This is a genomic window from Mycobacterium sp. IDUB_19 (assembly GCF_055419445.1).
Genome location: NZ_JBVAXR010000002.1, coordinates 79,886 through 104,324, shown reverse-complemented (window position 1 = coordinate 104,324; position 24,439 = coordinate 79,886). Strand labels below are relative to the sequence as shown.

The 24,439-nt window shown below is 66.0% G+C and carries 24 protein-coding genes and 3 tRNA genes; 12 read left to right on the top strand and 15 right to left on the bottom strand.

The window, feature by feature from the left end; genetic code table 11:
- Positions 1 to 158: 158 nt before the first annotated feature.
- Positions 159 to 1,406 (bottom strand): esterase LipQ, encoded by a 1,248-nt coding sequence (lipQ, locus tag ACZY0B_RS02975; protein WP_463762486.1) that lies wholly within the window; start codon positions 1,404 to 1,406, stop codon positions 159 to 161.
- A 186-nt stretch (positions 1,407 to 1,592) separates the two neighbouring features.
- Between lipQ and ACZY0B_RS02970 the strand changes: the two genes are divergently transcribed.
- A tRNA-Arg gene (locus ACZY0B_RS02970) sits at positions 1,593 to 1,669 on the top strand.
- 21 nt (positions 1,670 to 1,690) lie between these two features.
- Here the strand turns inward: ACZY0B_RS02970 and ACZY0B_RS02965 are convergent.
- On the bottom strand, positions 1,691 to 1,957 hold the full coding sequence (locus tag ACZY0B_RS02965) for a hypothetical protein (protein ID WP_463762484.1): 267 nt from the start codon (positions 1,955 to 1,957) through the stop codon (positions 1,691 to 1,693).
- Positions 1,958 to 1,963: 6 nt separating this feature from the next.
- Here ACZY0B_RS02965 and ACZY0B_RS02960 point away from each other — a divergent pair, with 6 nt between their 5' ends.
- The 4 genes from ACZY0B_RS02960 (at position 1,964) to ACZY0B_RS02945 (ending at position 6,257) form a co-directional block, all read left to right on the top strand.
- A complete protein-coding gene (locus ACZY0B_RS02960; protein ID WP_463762483.1) occupies positions 1,964 to 2,656 on the top strand; it encodes a cutinase family protein in 693 nt (230 codons plus the stop codon).
- Between the two features lie 129 nt (positions 2,657 to 2,785).
- Positions 2,786 to 4,405: a putative alpha/beta hydrolase gene (locus ACZY0B_RS02955; RefSeq protein WP_463762482.1), complete on the top strand. Its 1,620-nt coding sequence runs from the start codon at positions 2,786 to 2,788 to the stop codon at positions 4,403 to 4,405.
- 97 nt (positions 4,406 to 4,502) lie between these two features.
- A complete protein-coding gene (locus tag ACZY0B_RS02950; RefSeq protein WP_463762635.1) occupies positions 4,503 to 4,970 on the top strand; it encodes a hypothetical protein in 468 nt (155 codons plus the stop codon).
- 216 nt (positions 4,971 to 5,186) lie between these two features.
- Positions 5,187 to 6,257, top strand: a complete 1,071-nt coding sequence (locus ACZY0B_RS02945; RefSeq protein WP_463762481.1) for an LmeA family phospholipid-binding protein — start codon at positions 5,187 to 5,189, stop codon at positions 6,255 to 6,257.
- A 3-nt stretch (positions 6,258 to 6,260) separates the two neighbouring features.
- Here ACZY0B_RS02945 and ACZY0B_RS02940 read toward each other — a convergent pair whose 3' ends face one another.
- The 3 genes from ACZY0B_RS02940 to ACZY0B_RS02930 form a co-directional block, all read right to left on the bottom strand.
- Entirely contained in the window at positions 6,261 to 6,548 is a 288-nt protein-coding gene (locus tag ACZY0B_RS02940) for a hypothetical protein (protein WP_463762480.1), read from the bottom strand.
- Positions 6,549 to 6,655: 107 nt separating this feature from the next.
- Entirely contained in the window at positions 6,656 to 6,925 is a 270-nt protein-coding gene (locus ACZY0B_RS02935; protein ID WP_463762479.1) for a YdeI/OmpD-associated family protein, read from the bottom strand.
- Positions 6,926 to 6,945: 20 nt separating this feature from the next.
- Positions 6,946 to 7,182 (bottom strand): hypothetical protein, encoded by a 237-nt coding sequence (locus ACZY0B_RS02930; protein ID WP_463762478.1) that lies wholly within the window; start codon positions 7,180 to 7,182, stop codon positions 6,946 to 6,948.
- Positions 7,183 to 7,315: 133 nt separating this feature from the next.
- Here ACZY0B_RS02930 and ACZY0B_RS02925 point away from each other — a divergent pair, with 133 nt between their 5' ends.
- A complete protein-coding gene (locus ACZY0B_RS02925; protein WP_463762477.1) occupies positions 7,316 to 8,086 on the top strand; it encodes an enoyl-CoA hydratase in 771 nt (256 codons plus the stop codon).
- 5 nt (positions 8,087 to 8,091) lie between these two features.
- Here the strand turns inward: ACZY0B_RS02925 and ACZY0B_RS02920 are convergent, their stop codons facing one another.
- From ACZY0B_RS02920 to ACZY0B_RS02890, 7 genes are all read right to left on the bottom strand, one after another.
- Complete coding sequence (locus ACZY0B_RS02920) at positions 8,092 to 8,991, bottom strand: bile acid:sodium symporter family protein (RefSeq protein WP_463762476.1); 900 nt, start codon at positions 8,989 to 8,991, stop codon at positions 8,092 to 8,094.
- Positions 8,992 to 9,269: 278 nt separating this feature from the next.
- The gene (locus tag ACZY0B_RS02915) at positions 9,270 to 9,695 is read right to left on the bottom strand and encodes a hypothetical protein (protein WP_463762475.1); all 426 of its coding nucleotides are present in this window, start codon (positions 9,693 to 9,695) and stop codon (positions 9,270 to 9,272) included.
- A gap of 164 nt (positions 9,696 to 9,859) precedes the next feature.
- Positions 9,860 to 10,675, bottom strand: a complete 816-nt coding sequence (locus tag ACZY0B_RS02910) for an HpcH/HpaI aldolase/citrate lyase family protein (protein WP_463762474.1) — start codon at positions 10,673 to 10,675, stop codon at positions 9,860 to 9,862.
- A complete protein-coding gene (locus ACZY0B_RS02905; protein ID WP_463762473.1) occupies positions 10,672 to 11,181 on the bottom strand; it encodes a MaoC family dehydratase in 510 nt (169 codons plus the stop codon). Before ACZY0B_RS02905 ends, ACZY0B_RS02910 begins: the two co-directional genes overlap by 4 nt.
- The gene (locus ACZY0B_RS02900; protein ID WP_463762472.1) at positions 11,178 to 12,344 is read right to left on the bottom strand and encodes an acyl-CoA dehydrogenase family protein; all 1,167 of its coding nucleotides are present in this window, start codon (positions 12,342 to 12,344) and stop codon (positions 11,178 to 11,180) included. The genes ACZY0B_RS02905 and ACZY0B_RS02900 overlap by 4 nt, the downstream gene beginning before the upstream one ends.
- Positions 12,345 to 12,350: 6 nt before the next feature.
- Positions 12,351 to 14,336: an acetyl/propionyl/methylcrotonyl-CoA carboxylase subunit alpha gene (locus ACZY0B_RS02895; RefSeq protein WP_463762471.1), complete on the bottom strand. Its 1,986-nt coding sequence runs from the start codon at positions 14,334 to 14,336 to the stop codon at positions 12,351 to 12,353.
- A 5-nt stretch (positions 14,337 to 14,341) separates the two neighbouring features.
- Positions 14,342 to 15,928: a carboxyl transferase domain-containing protein gene (locus ACZY0B_RS02890; protein WP_463762470.1), complete on the bottom strand. Its 1,587-nt coding sequence runs from the start codon at positions 15,926 to 15,928 to the stop codon at positions 14,342 to 14,344.
- Between the two features lie 215 nt (positions 15,929 to 16,143).
- On the opposite strand from ACZY0B_RS02890, the gene ACZY0B_RS02885 reads away from it, so the two are divergent.
- Together ACZY0B_RS02885 and ACZY0B_RS02880 are read left to right on the top strand one after the other, a co-directional pair.
- A complete protein-coding gene (locus ACZY0B_RS02885; RefSeq protein ID WP_463762469.1) occupies positions 16,144 to 16,788 on the top strand; it encodes an SACE_7040 family transcriptional regulator in 645 nt (214 codons plus the stop codon).
- Between the two features lie 69 nt (positions 16,789 to 16,857).
- The gene (locus ACZY0B_RS02880) at positions 16,858 to 17,652 is read left to right on the top strand and encodes an MmpS family transport accessory protein (protein WP_463762468.1); all 795 of its coding nucleotides are present in this window, start codon (positions 16,858 to 16,860) and stop codon (positions 17,650 to 17,652) included.
- Here the strand turns inward: ACZY0B_RS02880 and ACZY0B_RS02875 are convergent.
- Positions 17,649 to 19,004, bottom strand: coding sequence for an MFS transporter (locus ACZY0B_RS02875; RefSeq protein ID WP_463762467.1), 1,356 nt, complete (start codon positions 19,002 to 19,004; stop codon positions 17,649 to 17,651). The genes ACZY0B_RS02880 and ACZY0B_RS02875 overlap by 4 nt on opposite strands.
- A 100-nt stretch (positions 19,005 to 19,104) precedes the next feature.
- On the opposite strand from ACZY0B_RS02875, the gene cmrA reads away from it, so the two are divergent.
- Positions 19,105 to 19,911, top strand: coding sequence for a mycolate reductase (gene cmrA / locus ACZY0B_RS02870; protein ID WP_463762466.1), 807 nt, complete (start codon positions 19,105 to 19,107; stop codon positions 19,909 to 19,911).
- 101 nt (positions 19,912 to 20,012) lie between these two features.
- Here cmrA and ACZY0B_RS02865 read toward each other — a convergent pair whose 3' ends face one another.
- Positions 20,013 to 21,587 (bottom strand): helicase HerA-like domain-containing protein, encoded by a 1,575-nt coding sequence (locus ACZY0B_RS02865; RefSeq protein ID WP_463762465.1) that lies wholly within the window; start codon positions 21,585 to 21,587, stop codon positions 20,013 to 20,015.
- A 96-nt stretch (positions 21,588 to 21,683) separates the two neighbouring features.
- Here ACZY0B_RS02865 and orn point away from each other — a divergent pair, with 96 nt between their 5' ends.
- Positions 21,684 to 22,331 carry an oligoribonuclease gene (gene orn / locus ACZY0B_RS02860; protein ID WP_463762464.1) on the top strand — a complete coding sequence of 216 codons (648 nt, stop codon included), beginning with the start codon at positions 21,684 to 21,686 and terminating at the stop codon, positions 22,329 to 22,331.
- A gap of 37 nt (positions 22,332 to 22,368) precedes the next feature.
- Positions 22,369 to 22,444 (top strand) — tRNA-His (locus tag ACZY0B_RS02855).
- A 464-nt stretch (positions 22,445 to 22,908) separates the two neighbouring features.
- Here the strand turns inward: ACZY0B_RS02855 and ACZY0B_RS02850 are convergent.
- Positions 22,909 to 24,105 carry a L,D-transpeptidase gene (locus tag ACZY0B_RS02850; protein ID WP_463762463.1) on the bottom strand — a complete coding sequence of 399 codons (1,197 nt, stop codon included), beginning with the start codon at positions 24,103 to 24,105 and terminating at the stop codon, positions 22,909 to 22,911.
- 257 nt (positions 24,106 to 24,362) lie between these two features.
- On the opposite strand from ACZY0B_RS02850, the gene ACZY0B_RS02845 reads away from it, so the two are divergent.
- Positions 24,363 to 24,438: transfer RNA gene (locus ACZY0B_RS02845), tRNA-Lys, on the top strand.
- The last annotated feature ends 1 nt before the right edge of the window (position 24,439 follow it).

Below are 24,439 nucleotides of genomic sequence, written 5' to 3'. Positions count from 1 at the left end.
TCACCGCCGATCAAGCCTCCTGCCTCAGCTCCGCCAACCGGATAGACACACCAACGCTAGTCGCGTTGACGCGCTGGTGAAAGGCACGATTCGGTCGCTACAGCGGGTGCACCGGCTTGGCGGACCAAAGGTTGTGGCAGGCGGTTGATCCGGGCAACTCAGCTGGCCGACGGCGCCGAGAGCGACCACAAGTCGAGCGCCGAGCTCTGCCGCCGCCCGTAAACGATGCCCAAGAAGTCGGCGACGGCGTTGGCCGCCAACCGCGATCGGGCCGTGGACAGGATGTCGAAAGCGTGGTGGGCGTTGGCGAGCTCGGCGTGCGCCACGATCGGTGCTCCGGCGGCGCGCATTGCCGTGCAGAACGTCCGGGCCTGGGTGCAGGGAACCAGCTCGTCTTTCTCACCGTGCAGCACGAAGAACGGCGGCGCCTCGTCGTGCACGTAGGAAATCGGCGATGCCGCCTCGAACCGCTCGGGTGTGTCGGCGTACCGAGCGCGCATCACGAACTGCTCGAGGAACGGCAGCATCAGTTCGTGCATGGTGTCGGCGTTGGTGAAGTCGTAGACCCCGTAGTAGGGCACCGCCGCCTGAACCGTGGTGTCGGCGTCTTCGAATCCGGGCTGAAACCGTGGGTCGTTCGGGGTCAGCGCGGCCAGCGAGGCGAGGTGTCCGCCCGCCGAGCCGCCGGTGATCGCGATGAAGCTGGGGTCGCCGCCGTAGTCGGCAATGTTTTCGCGGACCCAGGCGATCGCCTGCTTCACGTCGATGAGGTGCGCCGGAAACGTGGAGCGCGGGCTCTTGCTGTAGTCGATCGATACGCAGATCCAGCCGAGTTCCACCATCCGGCTCATCAGCGTGTAGGCCTGGCCGCGTTTGCCGTTGACGGCCCACGCCCCGCCCGGGACCTGGATCAGCACCGGCGCGCGGCGGCCCGGTGCCATGTCATGACGTCGCCAGATGTCGAGCAAATTGTCGCGACCACGCGGACCGTACGAAATGTCCGAGGTTTCAGCGGCATACCGGCGGTGTGGGCCGGGCCGGTTTAACAACCCGCTGCGCGGCGCGCCCTCCGATTCTTCGCACGCCGGATGCGAAACCTGGTCGGCGTAACCGGGCCCGAAAGAGTCCTCAAGAGCCGCGGTGAGCGTTTGCTCCGCACGCTGTCCGGCCCAGGTGGCGCCCACGCGACCGATGGACGGCGCCGAGACGCGGGACAACGCGTGCCCGGTCACCACATGCGGGGGAAATTCCGTCGTCAACCAGCCGGCAAACCAGCCCAGGGCAAATGGTGAGCCGCGCAGCAACAGGGCAGCCGCCCGGGAGGCACCCCTGGCATCAGCTACCAGGCGAAACGCTTGGGAACCCGCCCTCGCGTACCGCGCAGTCATACTCATGGCCACGCCCATTGAAACGGCACTCCTCGACGTTGTGCACACGCCTCGTTGCGGTTAACAGCCGTTTACCAGCTGATGTTGTACGTGTGTCGAGGGTCAATACACTAACTGATTTCGATAGCGGTGCAAGGCTTTTCGCGCGTGTCGTGTCGGCGAGTCGGGATGGCGCCCATTGTTGGATAGACTGACCTGCGCATTGCCTCCGTAGCTCAGGTGGATAGAGCAAGGGCCTTCTAATCCCTAGGTCGCACGTTCGAGTCGTGCCGGGGGCACCATTACCGGGCTGAGCAGCAATATCAGGCGCGCAGGGAATCGACCAGCCGGTCGATCACCGCGCCGGCGTCGTCGCGTGCTTGCTTCGGATTGTCTGCACGAGCGATGTAGAGAGTCGCCTCTCGCAGAGCTCTCAACATGGTCAATGCTGTTGCCTCGACGGGCTGCCGCGGGATGCTTCCGGACTCGATGGCGTCGGTGATCAGACTCCTCACCAACGGTGCGATGACGATCCGCCCGCGCTGTTCGCGCAACTTGGGAAGTCGGCTTCGGTTGCGATATGTCAGCATTGGAACGTGAACGCCCGCCGGCTCGTGTGTTCGTTGGGTGCCGCAGTGCTGACGATCTGCGCAACGCTGCTGGGCACACCGATCCTTGTTGCTCCCGCGTCCGCCGCGCCCTGCCCCGACGTTGAGGTGACGTTCGCCCGCGCCACCAACGAGCCAGCCGGTGTCGGTGCGGTCGGCCAGCAATTCATCGATGCACTGCACTCACAGGTCGGGGGTCGCTCCGTCGGGGTGTATCCGGTCAACTACCCCGCCGGTGAGGATTTCGCCCCGTCGGCATCCGCGGGCGGCAGCGATATACACGCCCACGTTCAGTCCATGGTCGCCAACTGCCCCAACACCAAGCTGGTGCTCGGCGGATATTCCTTGGGCGCCATGGCGATAGACCTGGCGACCATTGCCCGAATGCCGGTCGTGGGCTTGGTCCCCGACATACTCACGGCGGACGAGGCTAATCACGTTGCCGTCGTCGCCACCTTCGGGAATCCGTCGGACCGATATTTGGGGGCGCCCATGAGCGAGGTCAGCCCGTGGTACGGCGCCAAGGCGATCGACCTGTGCGCGGCCGGCGATCCCGTGTGCACGCCAGGCGGGGCCCTGGCGCTGCCTTCGCACGACGAGCTGTTTTCTCCGGTGCACCTCTCTTACGCGCAGTCCGGAATGCCCAGTCAGGCCGCGGCGTTCGCGGCAAGCCATCTCTGACGCCCGCAAGTCGATGCTGGTAGGTGGGGATCCTGTCAATGCCGGTTTGGTGCAGTCGACGATGAGCAAGTCGGCCCGCCTTGATCTGCGTGCCCAAGCCGGGGCTGACCAGCTGGCGCGAGGCCCGCGATGGACCTGAGATACATAAACATCCCGTTGCTGACTGCCCAGGCCGGTGGCGATCCTTGGGCCATCGATCGAAGTCTCCAGAGCGGTCGACCGGCCCAGATTTCTGATCTGGCCGAGGCGTTTCACGCTGCGGGGGTATGCACTGCCGAGTCCAGCAGGGCGTTCGCGGATGCCCGTGACCGCTTCGAAGCGGCCTGGAACAGGGAGAACGGCGGTCATCCGATCAATGACTCCGAGGAGGTGCAGCGGGTGAGCAAGTCCCTTGGCGCACAGTCCCTGCAGTTACCCAAGATCGGCGTCGACCTGGAAAAGATCGCTGCGGCGCTGGCCGAGGCACAAAAGGCCGCGGCCGCACGAATCGCAGCTCTTCAGACTCAGTTACACACGCTCGACGACATGATCGGCCAAGCAATAGATATGGAAAAGGATGCCCATCTCAGCGCAGCGGACAGGGACGCGCTGAATGCCTTCATCAGCACGTGTGAAGACGACGCCATCCATGACACCAAGGCCGCGCTCGGCGATCTGCAAGCGACACGCAACGGCTACTCGGCCACGCTGCACAACGCCATGGCCAGTCTGCATACCGAGGGCTACGACCTGCCGACGACCGTCGGCGACTGGGTAGAGGGCCCGTTGAACCCGGGTGATGCACGCGATCTGGGTCCAATCGCCGGCACTGGCGCCACTCCGGGCATCCCGGGGATTGGCGCAGCGGACTTGGGGGAAGTGGTTCAGCTGCCCGACGGGAGATACGTTGCGATCTTCGGGGATTCGTTCTCGGGGAGTAAGGCTTACGACGGAACGCACTACCCGTCGGTGGCCGTCCCGGTCACCTTCGACGAACAGGGTCGTCCCCATTTCGGCGAGCCACTGACTGGGCCGGACGGGAGCCCGAACGTGCTGTTCCCTGCGCCCCCGCAAGCAGCGGGGAAAAATACGCTTCCCGCTGGAAGCATCCGGATGCGCGACGGCTCCACGTACATGATGGCCACGGGTACAACCAATTTGAAGCCAGATGGCGGTTCGTGGCTAACCCGAGTCACCAATGACCCCGGTAGCGGTTGGCAACCCATCGAAGGCTCGTGGCGCGCGCCGGGAGCTGGGCCCACGCAGATCAGCGGCTTCCAGGCCGCGGACGGCAACGTGTACATCGCCGCCGACTCATTCGACCGCGGCCAAGGAGTCACGATGTACCGAGTTGACCCCGGCCATGTCGCTGACCGCTCTGCTTGGCAACCCTGGAACGGTACCGATTGGGGCAAGCCAGGAGAACTCGCCACCAGCCCCTTGACCACGCCCGGCGCCCAATTCGGTGAACTCAGTTTCCGCGAAGTCGACGGACGCCCCGTCTTATCCGGATTCAATGCGACCGCCGGCCCGGGAGCTGTACAAGTTTATGTGGGCGACGGGAATCCGACGGAGATCTTTAACAACACCCCAACCGTGGCGGCGCGCAACGACAATCTGCACACGCCCGTCTCCATCTTGCAACCTTATGGGGGCTACATCCTGCCTGGCTCAACCCTCAATGACCTCAACCTGTTCGTAAGCCAGTGGGACACTGGTGCAAATACGCCGTACGACATCCACCAGGTTCACGTCAACCCAACACGATGACCGTTCAACTCAGAGGTATTCCGTCCTCTGCCACGACTGAAGGCTATGCATGACGATCAAGACTTTGGCCGCCGGATCAGCAATGGCCGTCCTCGCCATGATCAGCGCGTGCGCGGCTCACGCCGATGGCCCATCCTTCCCCGATCTCAGCGGCTACGTACCGGTTAACGCCGCCGACTATGCCCTGACGTATCCCAACTCGGGACGACCGACGCCACTCCAGCTGGTCGCGTTCCTCACACCAGACGGCGTGACCTGTGCATTCGGAAGCCCCCCATCTGCGGGTTGCACGGGCAACAATCTTCCGGGCCTCCCCCCGGCGCCGCCATCGTCCGGTGGGGCGCCCCGACTGAACTCGATCAGTACCGGCTCGGGACCGAAACCGACGGGCACTCCCATCGACACCGATGGACAACCTCTCAAAACGCTGCCTCCGCTCCATTCGATCACTGTGGACGGTGTGATCTGCGGCGTCGACAACGCGGGTACCACCGCGTGCAAAGACCCACAAGGCCGCGGCTTCGTGCTGTCACCGCACGGGTCCGGCTGGCTGCCACACGTGTGATTGCCTGAGCTAGTTGCAGCCGCTGACCAGGCGTCTTCCACTTCGTGCAGCTGATGAGGCACAATCGCGCTGGTGACGACTCCGCAAGGGCCCCCAGGCGGCGACCCATCCGAAAGCGCTCGTCCGCCCCGACCGGGCGGCCCCGCTAATCAACCTGCACCCCCGCGGCCTCAGGGCCCTGGGCGGCCGTCCGAATCAGAGACTCGCCGGATCCCTTTGCGCGACGTTCCGCAGCAGCCACCCATCGGCAATGCGCCCCGGCCGCCGCAGCCCGGCCCTGCGCCGGGTCAGCGACCGCAGCCATCGGGGCCTCCGCCGCAACCACCGGGGCCACCGCAGGGTCGACCACCGCAACCACCGGGACGGCCACCGCAACAGCCGCCGCCCCCGCCAGGTCGACCACTGCAGCAGGGGCTTCCGCCGAACGTCCACGCGCATCTACCCGGCCCCCCGCCGCCGCAGCCCGGTTCCCCGCAGCAGGAATGGCCCACTACCCAGCTGACTACGCCGTCGCCGTCGGAGGACACACCGCCGTCGACCAAGAAGCGCGGCTTTTTCCGCAAGAAGCGGTCGATCGCCCTGATCCTGGGCATCGTGGTGGCCGTCGTGGTCGCCGCGTTGATCGGCGGCGAGTTCTATGCCCGCAACCAGGCGCGCAGCAGGGTGGCGAACGCGGTGCAATGCGAAGTACAGGACAGCGCGACCGCGTCCTTTGCCACGGCGCCGCCGGTCCTGTGGCAGTTCATCACCAAGCACTACCCCGACATCGCCGTCCAGACCGGAGGCAACCAGGTCCGGGACGCCAAGGGCATGAAGGTCAGCATCGATATTCGGAATATCCGCCTCAACCAAACGAACAACTCGGCGGGCACGATCGAGTCGTTGAACGGCACTATCACCTGGTCGTCAGACGGCATCAAGCAGTCGATCCAGGACGCCATCCCCATGATCGGCAGTTTTGTCACCGGCGAGGTGACCACCAACCCCGGCGACGGCACCGTTTCGCTGAAGGGCCTGCTGGACAGTGCCACCCTCAAGCCGCAGATCGTCAACAACGGGGTCTCGCTACAGGTGGTCAGCCTGAGCGCGCTGGGCTCCAACATGTCGACGGATAGCGTGCAAAAGAACCTGGACGACCTCACCTCGAAGGCCACCAAGAACTATCCGCTGGGCATCCACGCCGACAGCGTCAAGGTCACCGATAGCGGTATCGAAGCGACGTTCTCTACCAGCAACGCCACCATCCCGGCCGGCGGCGGCCAGGACGCCTGTTTCGCCAACTTCTGACGCCTACGGCGGCGGTGGCGGCGGGCCGGGATCCGGCGGCGGCTCGGGATAAGGCGGCGGGCCGCCCGGCACCGGGTGCGCGCAGTCGGGCAAGAAGATGAGGGTGCCCCCCACCATCGTGAAAGTAATACCGCACGCCAGCGGCACCACAGCGGGTGTATCCGCTGCCCCAATCGGGATGGCGATGATTGCGGTGATCAGCGCTGGCCGAATGAGATGGGGAACGAACTTCAACGCTCCCCCGCCCAGTATTCGGCGCATCCGGAGTCGTCTTGCGGTCGGGTCGGGCATCCCCAAGCCTGGAATAGGCCACGGCAACGCGCAACTCGAAAAAAACTCTTGGATCGCCCGCGCAGATGACTACTCGTAAACCCGTTGCCGGGCAGCCACTTTCAGACTTAGGGGCGGCCCGTGCGTTCGCGGTGCTTACACCCCGGCCAGCAGCAAGGTCGGCGCTGCCCTTCTTCCAGCTCCTCCTGAGTCCGGCGAATGCGGCGCTGTCGCGTCGCCTGTTGCTTAGCGTCCTCGACCCAGCAGATGAACTCGTTACGCGCCAGCGGCGTGATGTCCTTCCAGGCGGCCATTGCGGTCGAATTGGCGATCAGTGCCTCCCGCAGGTCTGCGGGCAGTTTGTGCACCACCCCGCCAGGTATTTGGTTGCCGCTCACCCGGCCAGATTAGCCACCGATTACGACCCCAGCGTGTATTGCCAGACCAGGCCGTGGTTCCCGTTCATCATCCGGTCGCACTTCATCATGTGCCCATCGGCGTCGCGCAAGGCCGCGTGCCGCATCGAGCATGGCTGGTCCGGCGCGGGCGGGTTGGCAGCAGCGACACCGATGCCGAGCGCCGTGAGGCCCACCGCGAACGCCGAGAATATCGCCCATCGGATCGCCTGCGATTTGGTGGAGATGGTGGTGGTCATTGGTTGCCCCCTCGTCGTGATGCCGTCCGCTGGTGTTTTCAGCATCAGCGACGGGCCTCTACGAATTCTTGGAGCGCGGCCCCCAAGTACCCTTTAGCTCGCCCGATGACGTCGCCGACCGCGGAGGTGCCCGATGGCCCAGTCCGATTTCGTCCTGTTCAGCGTGGACAATCGCGTCGCGCTCATCACCGTCAACGACCCGGATCGGCGCAACGCGCTGACGGGTGAGAGCTCGGCACAGCTGCGCGCGGCCGTCGAACGGGCCGAAGCCGATCCCGGCGTGCACGCCGTCGTGGTCACCGGGGCGGGCAAGGCGTTTTGCGCCGGCGCCGACCTGAGCGCACTGGGCGCCGCGGGTGCTGGGGCCGCGGAGTCGGGTCTGCAGCTGCTCTACGACGGCTTCATGGCAGTGGGGAGTTGCACGCTGCCCACCATCGCCGCCGTCAACGGCGCGGCGGTCGGCGCGGGCCTGAACTTGGCTCTGGCCGCCGACGTGCGCATCGCCGGGCCCGGCGCACTGTTCGACCCCCGTTTCCAGAAGCTGGGGCTACACCCCGGCGGCGGTGCGACCTGGATGCTGCAGCGGGCGGTGGGCCCGCAAGTCGCTCGCGCGGCCCTGCTGTTCGGCATGCGGTTCGACGCCGAATCCGCGGTGCGGCACGGGTTGGCGCTCAGCGTTGCCGACGACCCCGTCGCCGCGGCATTGGAGCTCGCTGCCGGACCGGCGTCGGCTCCGCGAGACGTGGTGCTGGCCACCAAGGCCAGCATGCGCGCCACGGCCAGTCCGGGGTCGCTGGACAACGAAAACCACGAATTCGCGATGCGCACCGAACTGGGGCCGCAGGTGTCCTCGATCCAGTCACCGGAGTTCGCCGACCGTCTGGCCGCTGCACGGCGCAAGTAGCGGCGCTAGACCCCCGGTTCACTCACGACGGTGTCGGGTTGGGACTTCGCACGAAACGCTGGGTCCAAGCGGCGAACTGTGACGATGAAAGTCAGGGCAATCAGAGGCGAGAGCGCACCGTAAATTGCTGGAGGAGTTGCCATTTCGGCGCTATTGAGCAGTTGTGGGCTGAGCGCCACGCTCAGCGCCACCACGGTGTTGTGCAGTCCGACCTCCAGACTGATGGCAGTCGCCTGCGGGGGACCCAGACGCATCACGCGTGGCACCAGGTAGCCGATGGTCAGGCTGACGGCGCAGAAGGACACGATCGCCCCGCTCAGCACACCGAAGTTGTGCCATAGCGTCGTTCGGCTACCGGCGATCGCGGCGACGATGGCGACGATCAGCAGCGCTGCCGCGAGTATCTTGACGGGTCTTTGTAGTCGCCGGGCCAGCCCGGGAAACCGGTGGCGTATGGCGATGCCGATCGCGGTGGGGATGAGCACCAGGGCGAAAACCGCGACGAACTTGTCCAGCTGCAGCGGGATGAACCGTCCCTCGCCGAGGAACCAGGTCATCGACGCCGCCAAGATCGCCGGCAGCGTAAAGACCGACAGCGCGGCGTTGATCGCGGAAAGCGTGAGGTTGAGCGCCAGGTCCCCGTTGAACAGGTGGCTGAGGATGTTCGCCATCGTCCCGCCCGGGGTGGCGGCCATCAGCATCAGCCCAACCGCCAGATGCGGTTCTAGATGGAAGGCTTCGGCGATCAACAAGCACAGGGTTGGCAGAACCAGGGACTGGCAGACCAGCGCAACCGCCAGCGGTCGCCGCAGGGTGACGGCCCGCTTGAAGTCGGCCACGGTGAGTGTCAGCCCGAGGGCGAGCATGATCACGGCAGCGACCAACGGGAAGTACTGGTTGCCCATAACGCTCCACGGTGTCGATGCGCGGCCGCCGTCGGAGTGAACGGCGCGTTTAGTTAGCTTGCCTTATACAGCAACCGTCCGCCCGGCGCGCAACCAGCGGGCGGACATCAAATCACCGTTTCGAGGGCGCCCGCTCGACTCCTTCCAGCGACGGTTGCGTCCGCATCGCGACAAGTCGGCTCGAATCACCGTGAGTGAATCGCGGGGCACACCCTCGAGGACAGCAGCTCAAAGCCCCTGAATCCCAAGGGTTTCAGGGGCTTTGGAGTCAGAATGCGTCAGGATGCCGATTTGATCGTGATCTGGTCGACTTGCGTGTCTCCCGGCGGCCGACCGCAGGCTCCCGTGATGTAGGTGTGTGTAGACGTGCCGGCAAGGGTGTTGGGGTCCCACGTCGTGTGAGTGCTCGTGCCGTAAAGGGTGTAACCACCGCCCACGCAACTGACGTTGCTCATGGTGTCCATGACCCATTGACCATCGACCAACCGGGCTTGGCTAGCGCCTAACCCAGCCTTTATCCAAAGGCATCCGTCACCGCAGGAGTTGACGGCCCAGCTGTTGTCGATGCTGTGGCCGCCCGGCGTCGTCACGGTCTCGGTGTAGCTGCCATTCATCGTCGGTGTGTCGGCCCACGCTGTGCCGGCCGAGCCGACAGCTAATCCGGCACAGATGACGGTTGCGGCGAAGCCCCGCGCCATGGTCATGATCTCGTTCCTTCCGTGGAGCCAGTCAGTGCAGCGAGCAGCTGTTATTGGTCAAAGATTACGACAGTTTTGCGCGCGGGGCGTTCGCAAATGTTTCTGCTCTTTTGCGATCTCGTTAAGACCCGAAAATGCGGGTAAGCAGCGCCGCAACGGCAAAAGCCGACCTAGACGGAATCTTCAGCTCGCCGGACCAGCGCAACCGCGTGCTTGAGCACCGGCGAGTCGACCATCTGCCCTTCGAACTTGAACACCCCGCGCTCGTTCTGCGCGGCCGCCAATACCCGTCGCGCCCAGTCCAGCTTCTCGTCAGTGGGCCGAAAGGCCGTGCGCACCACCGATACCTGGGTCGGATGAATACAGACCGTTCCGGCGAAGCCCAACGCCACGGCGTCTTCGGCCTCGGCCCGTAGACCATCGAGGTCGCCGATGTCCAGATGCACCGCGTCGAGCGCGACCAGGCCGAAGGCGTTTGCCGTGAGCAGTGCCGTGGACCGCACGTGATGGGCGACGTCCCGGTAGCTGCCGTCGGCCTTGCGGCTCGAGCTGCCGCCGAGCGTCGCGACGAGGTCCTCGGCGCCCCACATCAGCGCTACCGCGCCCTGCGCCGCGGCGATCTCGGTCGCGAACACCGCTCCGCGTGGCGTCTCCAGCAGCGCGATCACCTCGCGCGGCGCCAGTGCGGTCACCTGCGCCGCCGATTCGGTCTTGGACAGCATCACCGTCGTATAGGGGGTGCCGGCCAGCGCCTCGAGATCGCGGGGGTATTCCTCGGTGTCGGCCGCGTTGATCCGCACCACGGTGCGCTCCGGGTCCAGCGGGGTGTCTTGCAACGCCTTGCGGGCGGCCGGCTTGTCCGCCTCCGCAACCCCGTCCTCGAGGTCGAGGATCACCACGTCCGCAGCGGCGGCGGCCTTCGCGAAACGCTCGGGGCGATCGGCCGGGCAGAACAGCCACCCGGGGCCGGCTGCGGCCAAGTTCATCGAGGCTCCTCCCCGCTTGTTTCGGAGGCTGGTCGCTTTTGCACCAGGGTGGTGCGGACCGCGCGGGCAACGATATCGCCGTGCTGGTTGCGCCCGGTGTGCTCGAGGGTGACGATGCCTTCGCCGGGCCGGCTCTTCGACTCGCGCTTGCCGCTGCACACGGTCTCCGCGTACAGCGTGTCGCCGTGAAAGACCGGCTTGGGGAAGGACACCTCCGAGAAGCCGAGGTTGGCCACGATGGTGCCGAGCGTCAGCTGGGTAACCGACAGCCCGACCAGCGTCGAGAGGGTGAACATCGAATTCACCAGCCGCTCGCCGCGGAAGCCCGGTTGCTCGGCCGCCCAGGCCGCGTCGAGGTGCAGCGACTGGGTGTTCATGGTCAGCGTGGTGAACAACACGTTGTCCGCCTCGGTGACGGTCCGACCCGGCCGGTGCAGGTAAGTCGTGCCGATCTCGAATTCCTCAAACCACAAGCCGCGCTGGACAACCGACTTGCCTTCGGTCATGACAGCCCCAGCGACCGCGCGATGAGCATCAGCTGCACTTCGGTAGTCCCTTCGCCGATCTCGAGGATCTTGCTGTCGCGGTAGTGTCGCGCCACCGGATACTCGTTCATAAAGCCGTACCCCCCGTGGATCTGGGTGGCGTCGCGGGCGTTGTCCATCGCGGCCTCCGAGGAGATCATCTTGGCGATCGCCGCATCTTTTTTGAAAGGCTTGCCCGCCAACATCTTTGCTGCCGCATCGTAGTAGGCCGTGCGAGCGACGTGTGCCCGCGCCTCCATCCGCGCGATCTTGAAGCTGATCGCCTGGTAGGAACCGATCGGCTTGCCGAACGATTCGCGCTCCTTGGCGTACTTGACGCTCTCGTCGACACATCCCTGCGCCACCCCGGTGGCCAGTGCGGCGATCGCGATGCGGCCTTCGTCGAGGATGGACAGGAAGTTCGCGTAGCCGGTTCCGCGGGCGCCCAGCAGATTCTCCTCGGGGACGCGGGCGTCGGCGAAGGTCAGTGGGTGGGTGTCCGAGGCGTTCCAGCCGACCTTGTTGTAGACCGGCTCGACGGTGAAACCTGTTGTGCCATTGGGCACGACGATCGTGGAGATCTCTTTCTTGCTATCGCCGACGGTCCCGGTCACCGCGGTGACGGTGACCAGCGAAGTGATGTCGGTGCCGGAGTTGGTGATGAATTGCTTGGCGCCGTTGATCACCCATTCGCCGTCTTCCAGCCGGGCGGTGGTGCGCGTGCCGCCGGCGTCGGAACCCGCACCCGGCTCGGTCAGCCCGAAGCCGGCCAGCGCCCGTCCGGCCACCAGGTCAGGCAGCCACTTCTGCTTCTGCTCCTCGGTACCGAACCGGTAGATCGGCATCGCGCCCAACCCCACGCCGGCTTCCAGCGTGATCGCCACCGACTGGTCGACCTTGCCGAGCTCCTCGAGGGCCAGCGCCAGGGCGAAATAGTCGCCGCCCATGCCGCCGTACTCCTCCGGGAATGGCAGCCCGAACAGCCCCATGTCGGCCATCTTGGCGACCACTTCGTACGGAAAGCTGTGCTCCTCATCGTGTTTGGCTGACACCGGAGCCACGACCGTGCGCGCGAAATCGGCGACGGTGGCGCGAAGGTCTTCGTATTCCTTGGGTAGCGTCCCCGCGGTGATCGTTGTCGTCATGATTCTCTATTCCTTGCCTTCTTCGGAGTCTGGGACCAGGCGGGCCAGCACTTGGTCGACCGTCACCTGATCGCCGACCGACACCAGTAGTTCCACGCGACCCGAAACCGGTGCGGCCAGTGAGTGTTCCATCTTCATCGCCTCGACGACCACGACGACGTCACCCTCGGCCACCTCGGTGCCGGAGTCGACCTGTACGGCGATCACACTGCCGGGCATCGGGCTGAGGACTTCGGCCTGTCGGGCGTCGGCCGCGCGGTGAATCTTGGTCTCCTCGGCCTCGCGCAGATGCCAGGCTCCCCGCTCGTCGGCGATCCACAGGTGGCGGTCGGCCTCCGCCCAGCGGTACTCGCGGCGCAGCCCGTCCAGCGTCACGTTCATGATCTGGCGCTCGACTTCCACACTCGCCGAATGGGTTTCGCCGTCACCGACCTGCACCGTGGCGGCCGTCGGCAGGCCGGACACCGAGACCGTCTCGGTGCGCAGCGGGGTGCGCATCGCGGTGCGCACCGGCGCGGCATCTCCGCCGACGCGCCAGCCGGAGGGCTGCACCCACACGTCGCCCCGGGCGCGACGGGCCAACGCCCACTGGCGGTACAGACCGCCCGCCGCCAGCACGTCGTCGGGCGCCGGCAGCGGCGCGAAGTCGGGCAGCCGCTCCTCGAGCAGCGCGGTGTCCAGGTCACCGGCGCGCACTCGTTCGTCGGCGAGCAGAAAGCGCAGGAATTCGATGTTGGTCTGCACGCCCAGGATCGTCGTCTGCGCCAGCGCGCGGTCGAGTTCGGCGAGTGCCTCATCGCGATCCGCTCCGTGGGCGATCACCTTGCTCAGCATCGGGTCGTAGTCGCTACCCACCACGGTGCCCGCCAGCAGCGACGAGTCCACGCGCACAGCGGGACCCGAGGGTTCGAAGACGTCGAGCACCCGACCGCCGGTGGGCAGAAATCCCCGCCCCGGATCCTCCGCGTATATCCGAGCCTCGATCGCGTGCCCGCGCAGATCGATGTCGTCTTGGACGAATGCGAGCTTCTCGCCGGCGCCCACGCGCAGCTGCCACTCAACGAGGTCTAGGCCGGTGATCGCCTCGGTGACCGGGTGTTCCACCTGCAGGCGGGTGTTCATCTCCATGAAGAAGAACTCGTCGGGCCGCTCGGCGGAGACGATGAACTCGACCGTGCCGGCCCCGACGTAGTCCACGCTGCGGGCGGTGTTGCAGGCCGCGGCCCCGATCCGCGCACGCGTCTCCGGATCCAGCAATGGAGAGGGCGCTTCCTCGATGACCTTCTGATGGCGCCGCTGCAGGCTGCACTCACGCTCGCCGAGATGCACCACGTTGCCGTGGCCGTCGGCAAGCACCTGCACCTCGATATGCCTGGGCCGCAACACGAATCGCTCCAAGAACAGCGTGTCGTCGCCAAACGAGGACGCGGCCTCCCGCCGCGCGCCGACCAGCGCTTCGGGCAGCCGGGCCGGGTCCTGGACCAGCCGCATGCCCTTACCGCCCCCTCCGGCCGACGGCTTGATCAACACCGGATAGCCGACCTCGGCGGCCGCGGCGACGAGCTGGTCATCCGTCAGCCCGGATTTCGCGACACCGGGCACCACCGGCACATCGAAGGCCGCGACCGCGTTCTTGGCGGTGATCTTGTCGCCCATCACCTCGATCGCACGGGTCGGCGGACCCAGGAACACCACGCCGGCGCGCTCACACGCGGCAGCGAAATGTGCGTTCTCGGAAAGGAACCCGTAACCCGGATGGATCGCCTGTGCTCCGGTGCGCGCCGCGGCATCGAGCACCTGCGAGATATCGAGGTAGCTCTCCCGCGCGGGCGCGGGTCCCAGTCGCACCGCGGTGTCGGCCTCCTGCACGTGACGGGCGTCGGCATCGGGATCGCTGTAGACGGCCACGGATCGGATCCCCAGCCGGCGTAACGTCCGGATCACCCGGACGGCGATCTCGCCGCGGTTGGCCACCAATACGGTCTCGAACATCGCGCTCACATCCGGAAGACACCGTAGGAGACCGGCTCCAGGGGCGCCTGCGCACACACCGAAAGAGCAAGTCCGACGTACGTTCTCGTATCGGCTGGGTCGATGATGCCATCGTCCCAGAGCCGGGCCGTCGAGTAGTACGGGTTGCCCTGGTCCTCGTACTGGGCGCGAATCGGCGACTTGAACGCGTCTTCTTCGTCCGCCGACCAGGGTTTGCCCGCCGCGCTGAGCTGCTCGCCACGCACCGTCGCCAGCACGGAGGCCGCCTGCTCGCCACCCATCACCGAGATCCGGGCGTTGGGCCACATCCACAGAAAGCGTGGCGAGTAGGCCCGGCCGCACATCGAATAGTTGCCCGCGCCATAGGATCCGCCGATCACGACGGTCAGCTTGGGCACCCGGGCGCAGGCCACGGCGGTGACCATCTTGGCGCCGTGCTTGGCGATGCCGCCCGCCTCGTAGTCGCGGCCGACCATGAAGCCCGCGATATTCTGCAGGAACAACAGCGGGATCTTGCGCTTGTCGCACAACTCGATGAAATGTGCTCCCTTGAGCGCGGATTCGCTGAACAGCACACCGTTGTTGGCGATGATCCCGACAGGGTGGCCATGGATGCGCGCGAACCCGGTCACCAGCGTCTTGCCGTACTTGGCCTTGAATTCGCTGAATTCGCTGCCGTCGACCAGCCGCACGATGACCTCATGCACGTCGTAGGGCACCCGCGGGTCCGGGGGAACGACGTCGTAGAGCTCGCTCTGCGAATGCCTGGGTTCGACCGGGGCCCGCACTTCCCACGGGCTGGGCTCGCGCGGACCGAACGTCGCCGCGATCGCCCGCACGATGCGCAGTGCATGCTCGTCGTCGTCAGCGAGATGGTCGGTGACACCGGAGACGCGCGAGTGCAGGTCGCCGCCGCCGAGGTCTTCGGCCGAAACGATTTCTCCGGTAGCGGCTTTGACCAGTGGCGGGCCGCCGAGGAAGATCGTGCCCTGCTCGCGGACGATGACGGCTTCGTCGCTCATCGCCGGCACGTAGGCGCCGCCCGCGGTGCAGGAGCCGAGCACCGCGGCCACCTGAGGAATTTCCTTGGCGCTCATGGTCGCCTGGTTGTAGAAGATTCGCCCGAAGTGCTCGCGGTCGGGAAACACCTCGTCTTGGCGGGGCAAAAAGGCGCCGCCCGAGTCGACCAGATAAATGCACGGCAGGCGATTCTGCAACGCGACTTCCTGGGCGCGCAGGTGCTTCTTGACCGTGATCGGGTAGTAGGTGCCGCCCTTGACCGTGGCGTCGTTGGCGACGATCACACACTCGCGCTCCGACACCCGCCCGATGCCGGTGATGATCCCGGCGCCGGGAGATTCGTCGTCGTACATCCCGTTCGCGGCCAGCGGGGTCAGCTCCAAAAACGGACTGCCCGGGTCGAGCAGCCGGTCCACCCGTTCGCGCGGCAACAACTTGCCGCGGCTGACGTGCCGTTCCCGCGCCCGCTCATTGCCGCCCAGTGCCGCGGCCGCCAGCTTTGCGTTCAACTCTTCGACCAGCCGACGGTGCTCGTCGGCGAACGACGGCGCAGCCTGCACCGACGCACTCATGACTGCTCCCGCAGCTCGTCCATCGCCGCAGCAGCCTCCTCGTCGTCGGGGGGTAGGCACTTCAGTTAATGCTGATTAACTGGGGCAGACAATACCAGCGGGCACGTCGCCGCGTCCAGGGACGGCCGTTAGCTGGAAGTGAGTTAATCACGAATAACTCATGCTATGTTAGTGACGATTAACCGAAGCTTCCGGACACAGGTGGAGGGCCGTCTATGACAGCGTCCACTCCGGACACCTCGCCCGGTCAGTCCGAAACGCCAAATCGCCGCAGCCAGTTGAAATCCGACCGGCGATTGCAACTCCTTGCCGCTGCCGAACGGCTCTTTGCCGAGCGCGGCTTTCTCGCGGTGCGACTCGAAGACATCGGTGCCGCCACCGGGGTGAGCGGCCCGGCCATCTACCGGCACTTTCCCAACAAGGAGTCGATGCTGGTCGAGTTGCTGGTCGGGATCAGCGCCCGGCTGCTCGCCGGCGCCCGCGATGTCACCGCCGGCAGCACTGATGCGGCCGGCGCCCTGGACGGCCTGATCGATTTTCACCTCGACTTCGCGTTCGGCGAGCCCGACCTGATCCGCATCCAGGACCGCGACCTGGCACACCTGCCGGTGGCCGCGGAACGGCAGGTACGCAAGGCGCAACGCCAATACGTAGAGGTCTGGGTCGGCGTACTGCGGGAGCTGGACCCGGCGCTGGCCGAAGCCGATGCCCGGCTGGCGGCGCACGCGGCATTCGGCTTGCTGAACTCGACGCCGCACAGCATGAAGGCGGCGGAGAAGCCGGCCCGCGCGGCGCGGTCGCGCGCCGTCATGCGAGCCATGACGGTCGCCGCCCTGGGTGCCGGAGGCCGGATCAGCTGAATCGGGCGTCATCGACAGAATCCACGCCCAGCTGCTCGGCTTAGGTACCCTGCAAATTATGAGGTGGACATGAACGATCCACGTCGACCCGAGTGGTTTAGTCCCCCTCAAGCGGGATCCGAACCGACCGGGCCGATTGGCCCGCGGAACGCGCCGCTCGTTGATCCGGCCTACGCCGACCAAGCGCCCTATGTGCCTGCTTATGGCGGGTATGCACCCCAATGGGCGCCGGGTCTGAACGAGACCAACCCCACCAAACGGCTGCCGGCGTACTGGCAGCAAGACCAGCCGCCGCCGGGCGGGCTGCCTCCCGATGGCAATGCTCCCCCGCCGCCGGACGGTCCGAGATCGCCCCGATGGTTGCTCATCGGCGCCGGCGCTGCGGTGATGCTGGTCGTCGCACTGTTGATCGCGCTGATCCTCACCAACGGCGCGATCAAAACCCAGACCGCCGTGCCGCCGTTGCCCGCCATGCCGGGATCGAGTGCGCAGAGCCCGACGCCCAGCCCATCGACGCGGACGACGCCGCCGTCACGCACCTTCCTGCCGGTGCCGCCGCCCAGCGGCTCGACCGGGCCCACCGGCACCCCAGGCGCGATGCAAAACGTCGTCTACACCGTCAACGGCGACGGTCGCGCGATCAGCATCACCTACTGGGATACCGGCGACGTCATCCAGACCGAGTTCAATGTCGCGCTGCCCTGGAGCAAGCAGGTCAGCCTGTCGCAGTCGGCCACCCATCCGGCCAGCGTCACGATCATCAACATCGGCCACAACGTCACCTGCACGGTCACCGTGGACGGCGTGCAGATGCGTCAGCGCGTCGGTGCCGGCATCACCGTCTGCGACGCCGGAGGACGCTAAGACTGTTCGACCGGAGCCGGCTCGACCGCGATGGCATGCCGTGGCGGGACACGGACCACCAGCATCGCGAGCAGTCCGGCGATCAGCACCAGCGATATCCCGCCCAGCCCGGCGCGGACGGCGCCGAAGGCGTCGACAAACACCGAGAACAGCCACGGCGCCACGAATGCGACCGCCCGGCCCGTCATTGTGTACAGCCCGAACGCCACGCCTTCCCTGCCGTTGTTGGCCATCTGTAACAGCAGGGCACGCGCCGAGGACTGCGACGGCCCGATGAACAGGCACAGCATCAGCCCGCACACCCAGAAGGCCACCGGACCCGAGAGCACCATCATGGTGAGCGTGACGGCGATGATCGCCACTAGCGATGCGACGATGACCGGTTTGGATCCGATCCGGTGATCGACGAAGCCGCCCATCACCGCGCCGACGGCCGCGACCACGCTGGCCGCGACACCGAATATCAGCACGTTGGCCTGCGAAATGCCGTAGACGTTGACGCCTAACACGGCGCCGAAGGCGAATATCGCCGCAAGCCCGTCGCGAAAGAGCGCGCTGGCGCCGAGGAAGTAGACCAGGTTGCGGTCGCGCCGCCACTCCGCGGAGATTTCGGTCCACAGCTTGCGATAGCCGCCGAGCATCGTCGTCGGCTGGTACACCTCGCCGGTGTCGGGCAGCCGGTGTGCGATGAAGAGCAACGGCAACGCCAACACCGCCAGCCAGGCCGCGGCGGCCAGCATGGCCTCCCGGACATACAGCCCGTCGGCCAGGGGCACTCGCAGCAGCCCCCGCACGGCGTCCGGCCCGTCGCCGGAGCCGGCGATGAAGCCCGTGTAGATCAGCAACAGCAGCAGGACGCTGCCGAGGTAGCCAGCCGCCCAGCCCAGACCAGAAATCCGGCCCGCCGTCTGCGGGGTCGAGAGCTGACGCAGCATGGCGTTGTACGGGACGCTGGCCAGGTCGCCGCATGCGGCCGTCGCGCCCAGCAGTGCCAACCCGGCCCATAAGTAGGTGGGACGATCGTGGATCAGGAACATCGCGCAGGTCAGCGTGACCGCCATGCCGGTCAGCACGCTCAGGGCCACCCGCCGGCGATGCGGTGATTCCACCCACACGCCGACCAGCGGCGCCAGCAGCGCGACCGTCAGCCCGGCAAGCGCACCCGCGCGGCCCAGCCAACTCTCCGGCGTGGTGCTTCCGGCTATGCCGACCCCCACGCTGCTGGTCAGGTAGACGGAAAACACGAAAGTCGCCACGATCGCGTTCAGACCCGTTGACCCGCAATCCCACAGCGCCCATGCGACCACCCGGGATCGCGCGATCGTGCCCGCGCCCACTTCCGGCTGACCCATGCTCGGCACTCTATTTGTTGAGCGGACGCCCCGCCGCGCCTGGCTGCGCCGCGGTTGCGGCTGTTGTCGGAGAAATTTGGCGGCTGTCTACGATTGGCGCATGCCGGTACCCGCTCCCAGCCCCGATGCGCGCGCCGTCGTCACTGGAGCTTCGCAAAACATCGGCGAAGCGCTGGCCACGGAATTGGCCGCGCGCGGGCATCACCTGATCGTCACCGCGCGACGCGAGGAGATACTCAAGGACCTTGCCGCGCGGCTAACCGACAAGTACGGCGTCACCGTGGAGGTGCGGCCCGCCGACCTCGCCGACCCGACGGAACGGGCGAAACTGTGCGACGAGTTGGCGACCCGCAACATCTCGATCCTGTGCGCCAACGCGGGTACCGGAACGTTCGGCCCCGTTTCCGGCCTCGACCCGGCGGGCGAGAAGGCCCAGGTGCAACTGAATGCCGTGGCGGTGCACGACCTTACGTTGGCGGTGCTGCCGGGGATGGTCGAGCGCGGGGCCGGCGGCATCTTGATTTCCGGTTCGGCGGCGGGCAATTCGCCGATCCCCTACAACGCGACCTATGCCGCGTCGAAGGCGTTCGTCAACACCTTCAGCGAATCGTTGCGCGGTGAACTGCGCCGCTCGGGTGTGCACGTCACGCTGCTGGCCCCGGGACCGGTGCGCACCGACCTCCCCGACGACGCCGAAAAGTCACTGGTGGAACGGCTGGTGCCGGACTTTCTGTGGATCTCGACGGAGCACACCGCGCAAGTCTCGCTGGATGCGTTGGAGCGCAACAAGATGCGCGTCGTTCCGGGCTTGACGTCGAAGGCGATGTCGGTCGGGAGCGGGTACGCTCCCCGCGCGATCGTGGCCCCGATCGTCGGCAGCTTCTACAAGAAGCTCGGCGGCGGGTAAGCGTTACTCACGGCGGGGGCCCGCGAGCCTAACCAGGCTGCGAAAATCCGCCCGATATTTCGCAGTGCCGTTAGGCTCGCGACCAAAGGCCGCTGCCCGTGTCACTTACGGCGGCCGCGACCCGTGCCGAAGATGCTTTTCACCGCTTCGCGTATCGCGGTGTTGATGCCGCTTTTCACGGTCGGATTCTTCAGCACTTCCTCCCACATGGAGGGGCCTTGCGGCTCGGCCGGTGCGGGCATGGGCGGTATGTCGTAGGGGTCCGGATACGGCACGGGGTTGCTTTTCCCCTGCGGCGACGGGGCCTGCGGTGACGGCGGGGCCGGTTGCGGCGCTTCGGGTTCCGATGGCTGCTGGATGGTCTGACCGTATTTGGCCTGCAGCGGACTGGCTTTGGCCGCCGCGGCGATCGCGTCGGTGCCGATGGCGCCCATCAGCGACCGCGGCACCCGCATGCGTGTCCAGGCAACCGGCGTCGGCGCCCCCTTTTCCGACAGCACGGTGACGACGGCCTCGCCGATGCCCAACGACGTCAACGCCGACTCCAGGTCGTAGACATCGGTTTTGGGATAGGTACGGACGGTCTTGGACAGTGCCTTCTGGTCGTCGGGGGTGAACGCCCGCAGGGCGTGCTGGACCCGCGCGCCCAGCTGGGACAGCACATCGTTGGGCAGATCCGTGGGCAGCTGGGTGCAGAAGAACACCCCGACACCCTTGGAACGGATCAGCTTGACGGTCTGCTCGACCTGTTCGAGGAACGCTTTCGACGCGTCGGTGAACAACAGGTGCGCCTCGTCGAAGAAGAACACCAGCTTCGGTTTGTCGACGTCGCCTACCTCGGGCAGGACGGCAAACAGATCCGCCAGCACCCACATCAGGAAGGTGGAGAAGATGACCGGACGCAATGACTGGCCGCTGAATTCGAGCAGCGAGATGACGCCGTGGCCCTGGTCATCGACACGCAGCAGGTCCTGCGGGTCGAGCTTCGGCTCGCCGAAGAACGTATCGCCGCCCTCGGATTCGAGATTCAGCAGGGCCCGCAAGATGACGCCCGCCGTCGTCGACGACACCCCGCCAAGAGATTTCAGGTCGTCCTTGCCCTCGTCGCTGGCCAGGTAGCTGATGGCGGTGCGCAGATTGTTCAGCGTGACCAGCGGACGGTTACCCTCCTTCGCCCAGTGGAATATGAGCCCAAGGGTGGACTCTTGAGTCGCGTTGAGCCCCAATACCTTTGATAACAACACCGGGCCGAAGCTGGCGACCGTCGCCCGTATCGGCACCCCGACCCCGTCGGTGCCCAGCGACAAGAACTCGACGGGGAATCCGGTGGCCACCCAGTTGTCGCCGGTGTCTTTGGCGCGCGCCGCGGTCTTGTCGTTGGCTTCCCCCGGCCGGGACAGGCCCGACAGGTCGCCCTTCACGTCGGCCATCAACACCGAGACGCCTGCGGCACTGAGCTGCTCGGCGATCAGCTGCAGCGTCTTGGTCTTGCCGGTCCCGGTCGCCCCGGCCACCAGACCATGCCTGTTGACGGTGGCGAGCGGGATGCGAATCTGCGCGGTCGGGTCGACGGCGCCGTCGACGACGACGGTGCCCAATTCCAATGCCTGGCCTTCGACGGCGTAGCCGCTCGCGATCCGCCGTGCGGATCCGCCGGCCGCTGATTCGGTGGTCATCGCGCTCCGCCCCTCTCGCCTGAAAGTTGCAACGCCCAACACTACTTGCCAGGGGGAGGCAGGGGCAGGGGCTCACGTGGGCTTACGCTGAGCGCTGTGCGCGACGAACTGGTGTGGATCGACTGCGAGATGACCGGCTTGGAACTGGGCTCGGACAAGTTGATCGAAATCGCAGCCCTGGTCACCGACGCGGACCTGAACATTCTCGGGGACGGGGTCGACGTGGTGATCCACGCCGACGACGCCGCCCTGTCGTCGATGATCGACGTGGTCACCGAAATGCACACCCGCTCGGGGTTGATCGACGAAGTGCGGGCATCCACCGTCGACCTGGCGACCGCCGAGGCGATGGTGCTCGACTACATCGGCAAGCACGTCAAGCAGCCCAAGACAGCGCCGCTCGCCGGCAATTCGATCGCCACCGATCGTTCGTTCATCGCCCGCGATATGCCCGCCCTGGACGCGTTTCTGCACTACCGGATGATCGACGTCAGCTCGATCAAGGAACTCTGCCGCCGCTGGTACCCCCGCATTTACTACGGCCAGCCGGTCAAAGGCGTCACCCACCGGGCCCTGGCCGACATCCGCGAATCCATCCGCGAGCTGCAGTTCTACCGTCGTACCGCGTTCGTGCCGCTGCCGGGGCCTTCTACCAGCGAAATCGCGGCGGTGGCCGCCGATCCAGCGGGCAGGGACGGCGCGCGTGAGGAAATCGATTCGGCCGTCGAGCCACCGAACCGCTAGTATCGACAGTCGCTGCGCGTCTATGCGCGCGGCCATGGTGGGTGTAGTTCAGTTGGTAGAGCGTCAGGTTGTGATCCTGAATGTCGCGGGTTCGAGTCCCGTCACTCACCCCAACAGGTCAGAGGGCATATCTGCCCTCTGACCTTTTTGCTTACCGAGAGCTATTGCCGCTCGAGGCGCGACGGGAAACCGGCGCCCAGGGATCGCCTAGCGCGATGCTGCCGGCCGCCTATTGCGTTGTGGTGCAATGACATCACGCCGTCATCAGCTCACCTGACCGCGGGCAGCGGTTGCCGACGCCTAACCCCGCTATCGCACCGGAGTCGATATTTGCCCACGCCGCGTTTCCCAGGACGCCATGGCGTAACATCACCCCATTCGATACGTACGGAGTGGTCAATGTCCGGTCTGAAGTGCAAGGTCGTCCTCGCCCTGATCCTCGCGTTCACGGCCCCCGCAGCCTCGGGATGCACGTTTACCGTCGTCTGCGACCCACTCTTCACCTGCGCATAACCGCGTGCTACGCCAAGGCGTAGAACGACTGCGCCGCAGGGGAACTCACACGCCTCGGACGATGTCAGGTGTTGGCGTTGCCCGCTTTCCACTGCGGCCAGGGGATGTTCCAGTCGCCCAGACCCTCGGTGCCCGGAAGCGTCGACCCGACCGTGTTGACGACCTCGACGATGTCTCCGCTCTTGCTGTGGTCGTAGAACCACTCGGCGTTGCTCGGGCTCACGTTCAGGCAGCCGTGGCTGGTATTGGTGTGGCCTTGCGCACCGACCGACCACGGCGCGGAGTGCACGAAGACGCCGCTGTAGGACATCTGCGTGGCCCAGTCGACCTCGGTGCGATAACCGTTGGGCGAGTTGACCGGAACCCCGTAGGTCGACGAGTCCATGATGATGTGCCGGTATCGGCCACCGATGATGTAGAAGCCATTGGCGGTCGGGGTGCTGTCCTTACCCATCGACGTCGGCATGGTCTTCACGACTTCACCGTTGACCCGGACCGTCACGATCTTGGTGTTGTCGTCGGCGGTCGAGATGACCTCGTCGCCGATCGTGAAGTGGGTCTTGACGTTGTCCTCGCCGAACATCCCGTCGCCCAGGTCGACGCCGTAGGTGTTGACCGCCACGTCGACGCCAGTTCCAGATTTCCAGAAATGCTCTGGGCGCCAACGGACTTCCCGGTTGTTCAGCCAGTAGAACGCACCCTCGACAGGCGGGTTCGTGGTGATTTTGATGGCCTTCTGAGCCGCGGCGCGGTCCGCGATGTTCTCGTCGAACCGGATCGCCACCGGCTCGCCGATGCCCACGACCTCACCGTCGCCCGGAGCGACGTAGGGCATCGTCAGGTGCGCGGGCGAACTTGTCGCGAAGCTCATCTGACGGCTCGCCGCTCCGCCCAGCCCGAGCGCCTTCACGTTCAGCGTGTAGCGCCGGTTGTAACCGAGCTGCTCGGTGGTCGACCAGCGCAGTCCGTCGGGGCTCAGCTGGCCGTTGATCGTCCTGCCGTTGTCGTTGACCATCGTGACCGACGCCAGCACGCCATCGGCGACGTTCACCGTCACCGGCGCATCGACGGTGACGCCGACGGCACCGTCGGATACCGAGGAGGTGAGCTTGGGGACCAGCAGGTCGGCAAACGGTGTGCCCTTGTCGAAGATGACCTTCGCCGGCGCGGCAGTTGGGGTACTGCCGCAGGAAGCACCGAACACAGCAAACATGACCATGGCTACGACTAGCCACGATCGACGTCTGCGCAAAGGCGTCATCAAGTGACCTTCCAAATTATTCTGCTGATGTTCGGTCACCGATGACCTCGAATGGTTACACATATTCTAATGGGTTACGACCCGTGCTCATGGCAACTCAGCTGGTTTGGCCGGCCCGTGACCCTAAGCCAGGATCGGGCGCGTCCGCAAACGCAAAATGATCGCCCTCGATCCAGCCTCTACACTGGGACGGTCCAGGGATTTCGCTCGGCGACAGAATGCCTGTTATTGTCGCTAGCGCGGTCGCGGCCGACAAGGCGCCGTTAGCTCAGTTGGTAGAGCAGCTGACTCTTAATCAGCGGGTCCGGGGTTCGAAACCCTGACGGCGCACCAA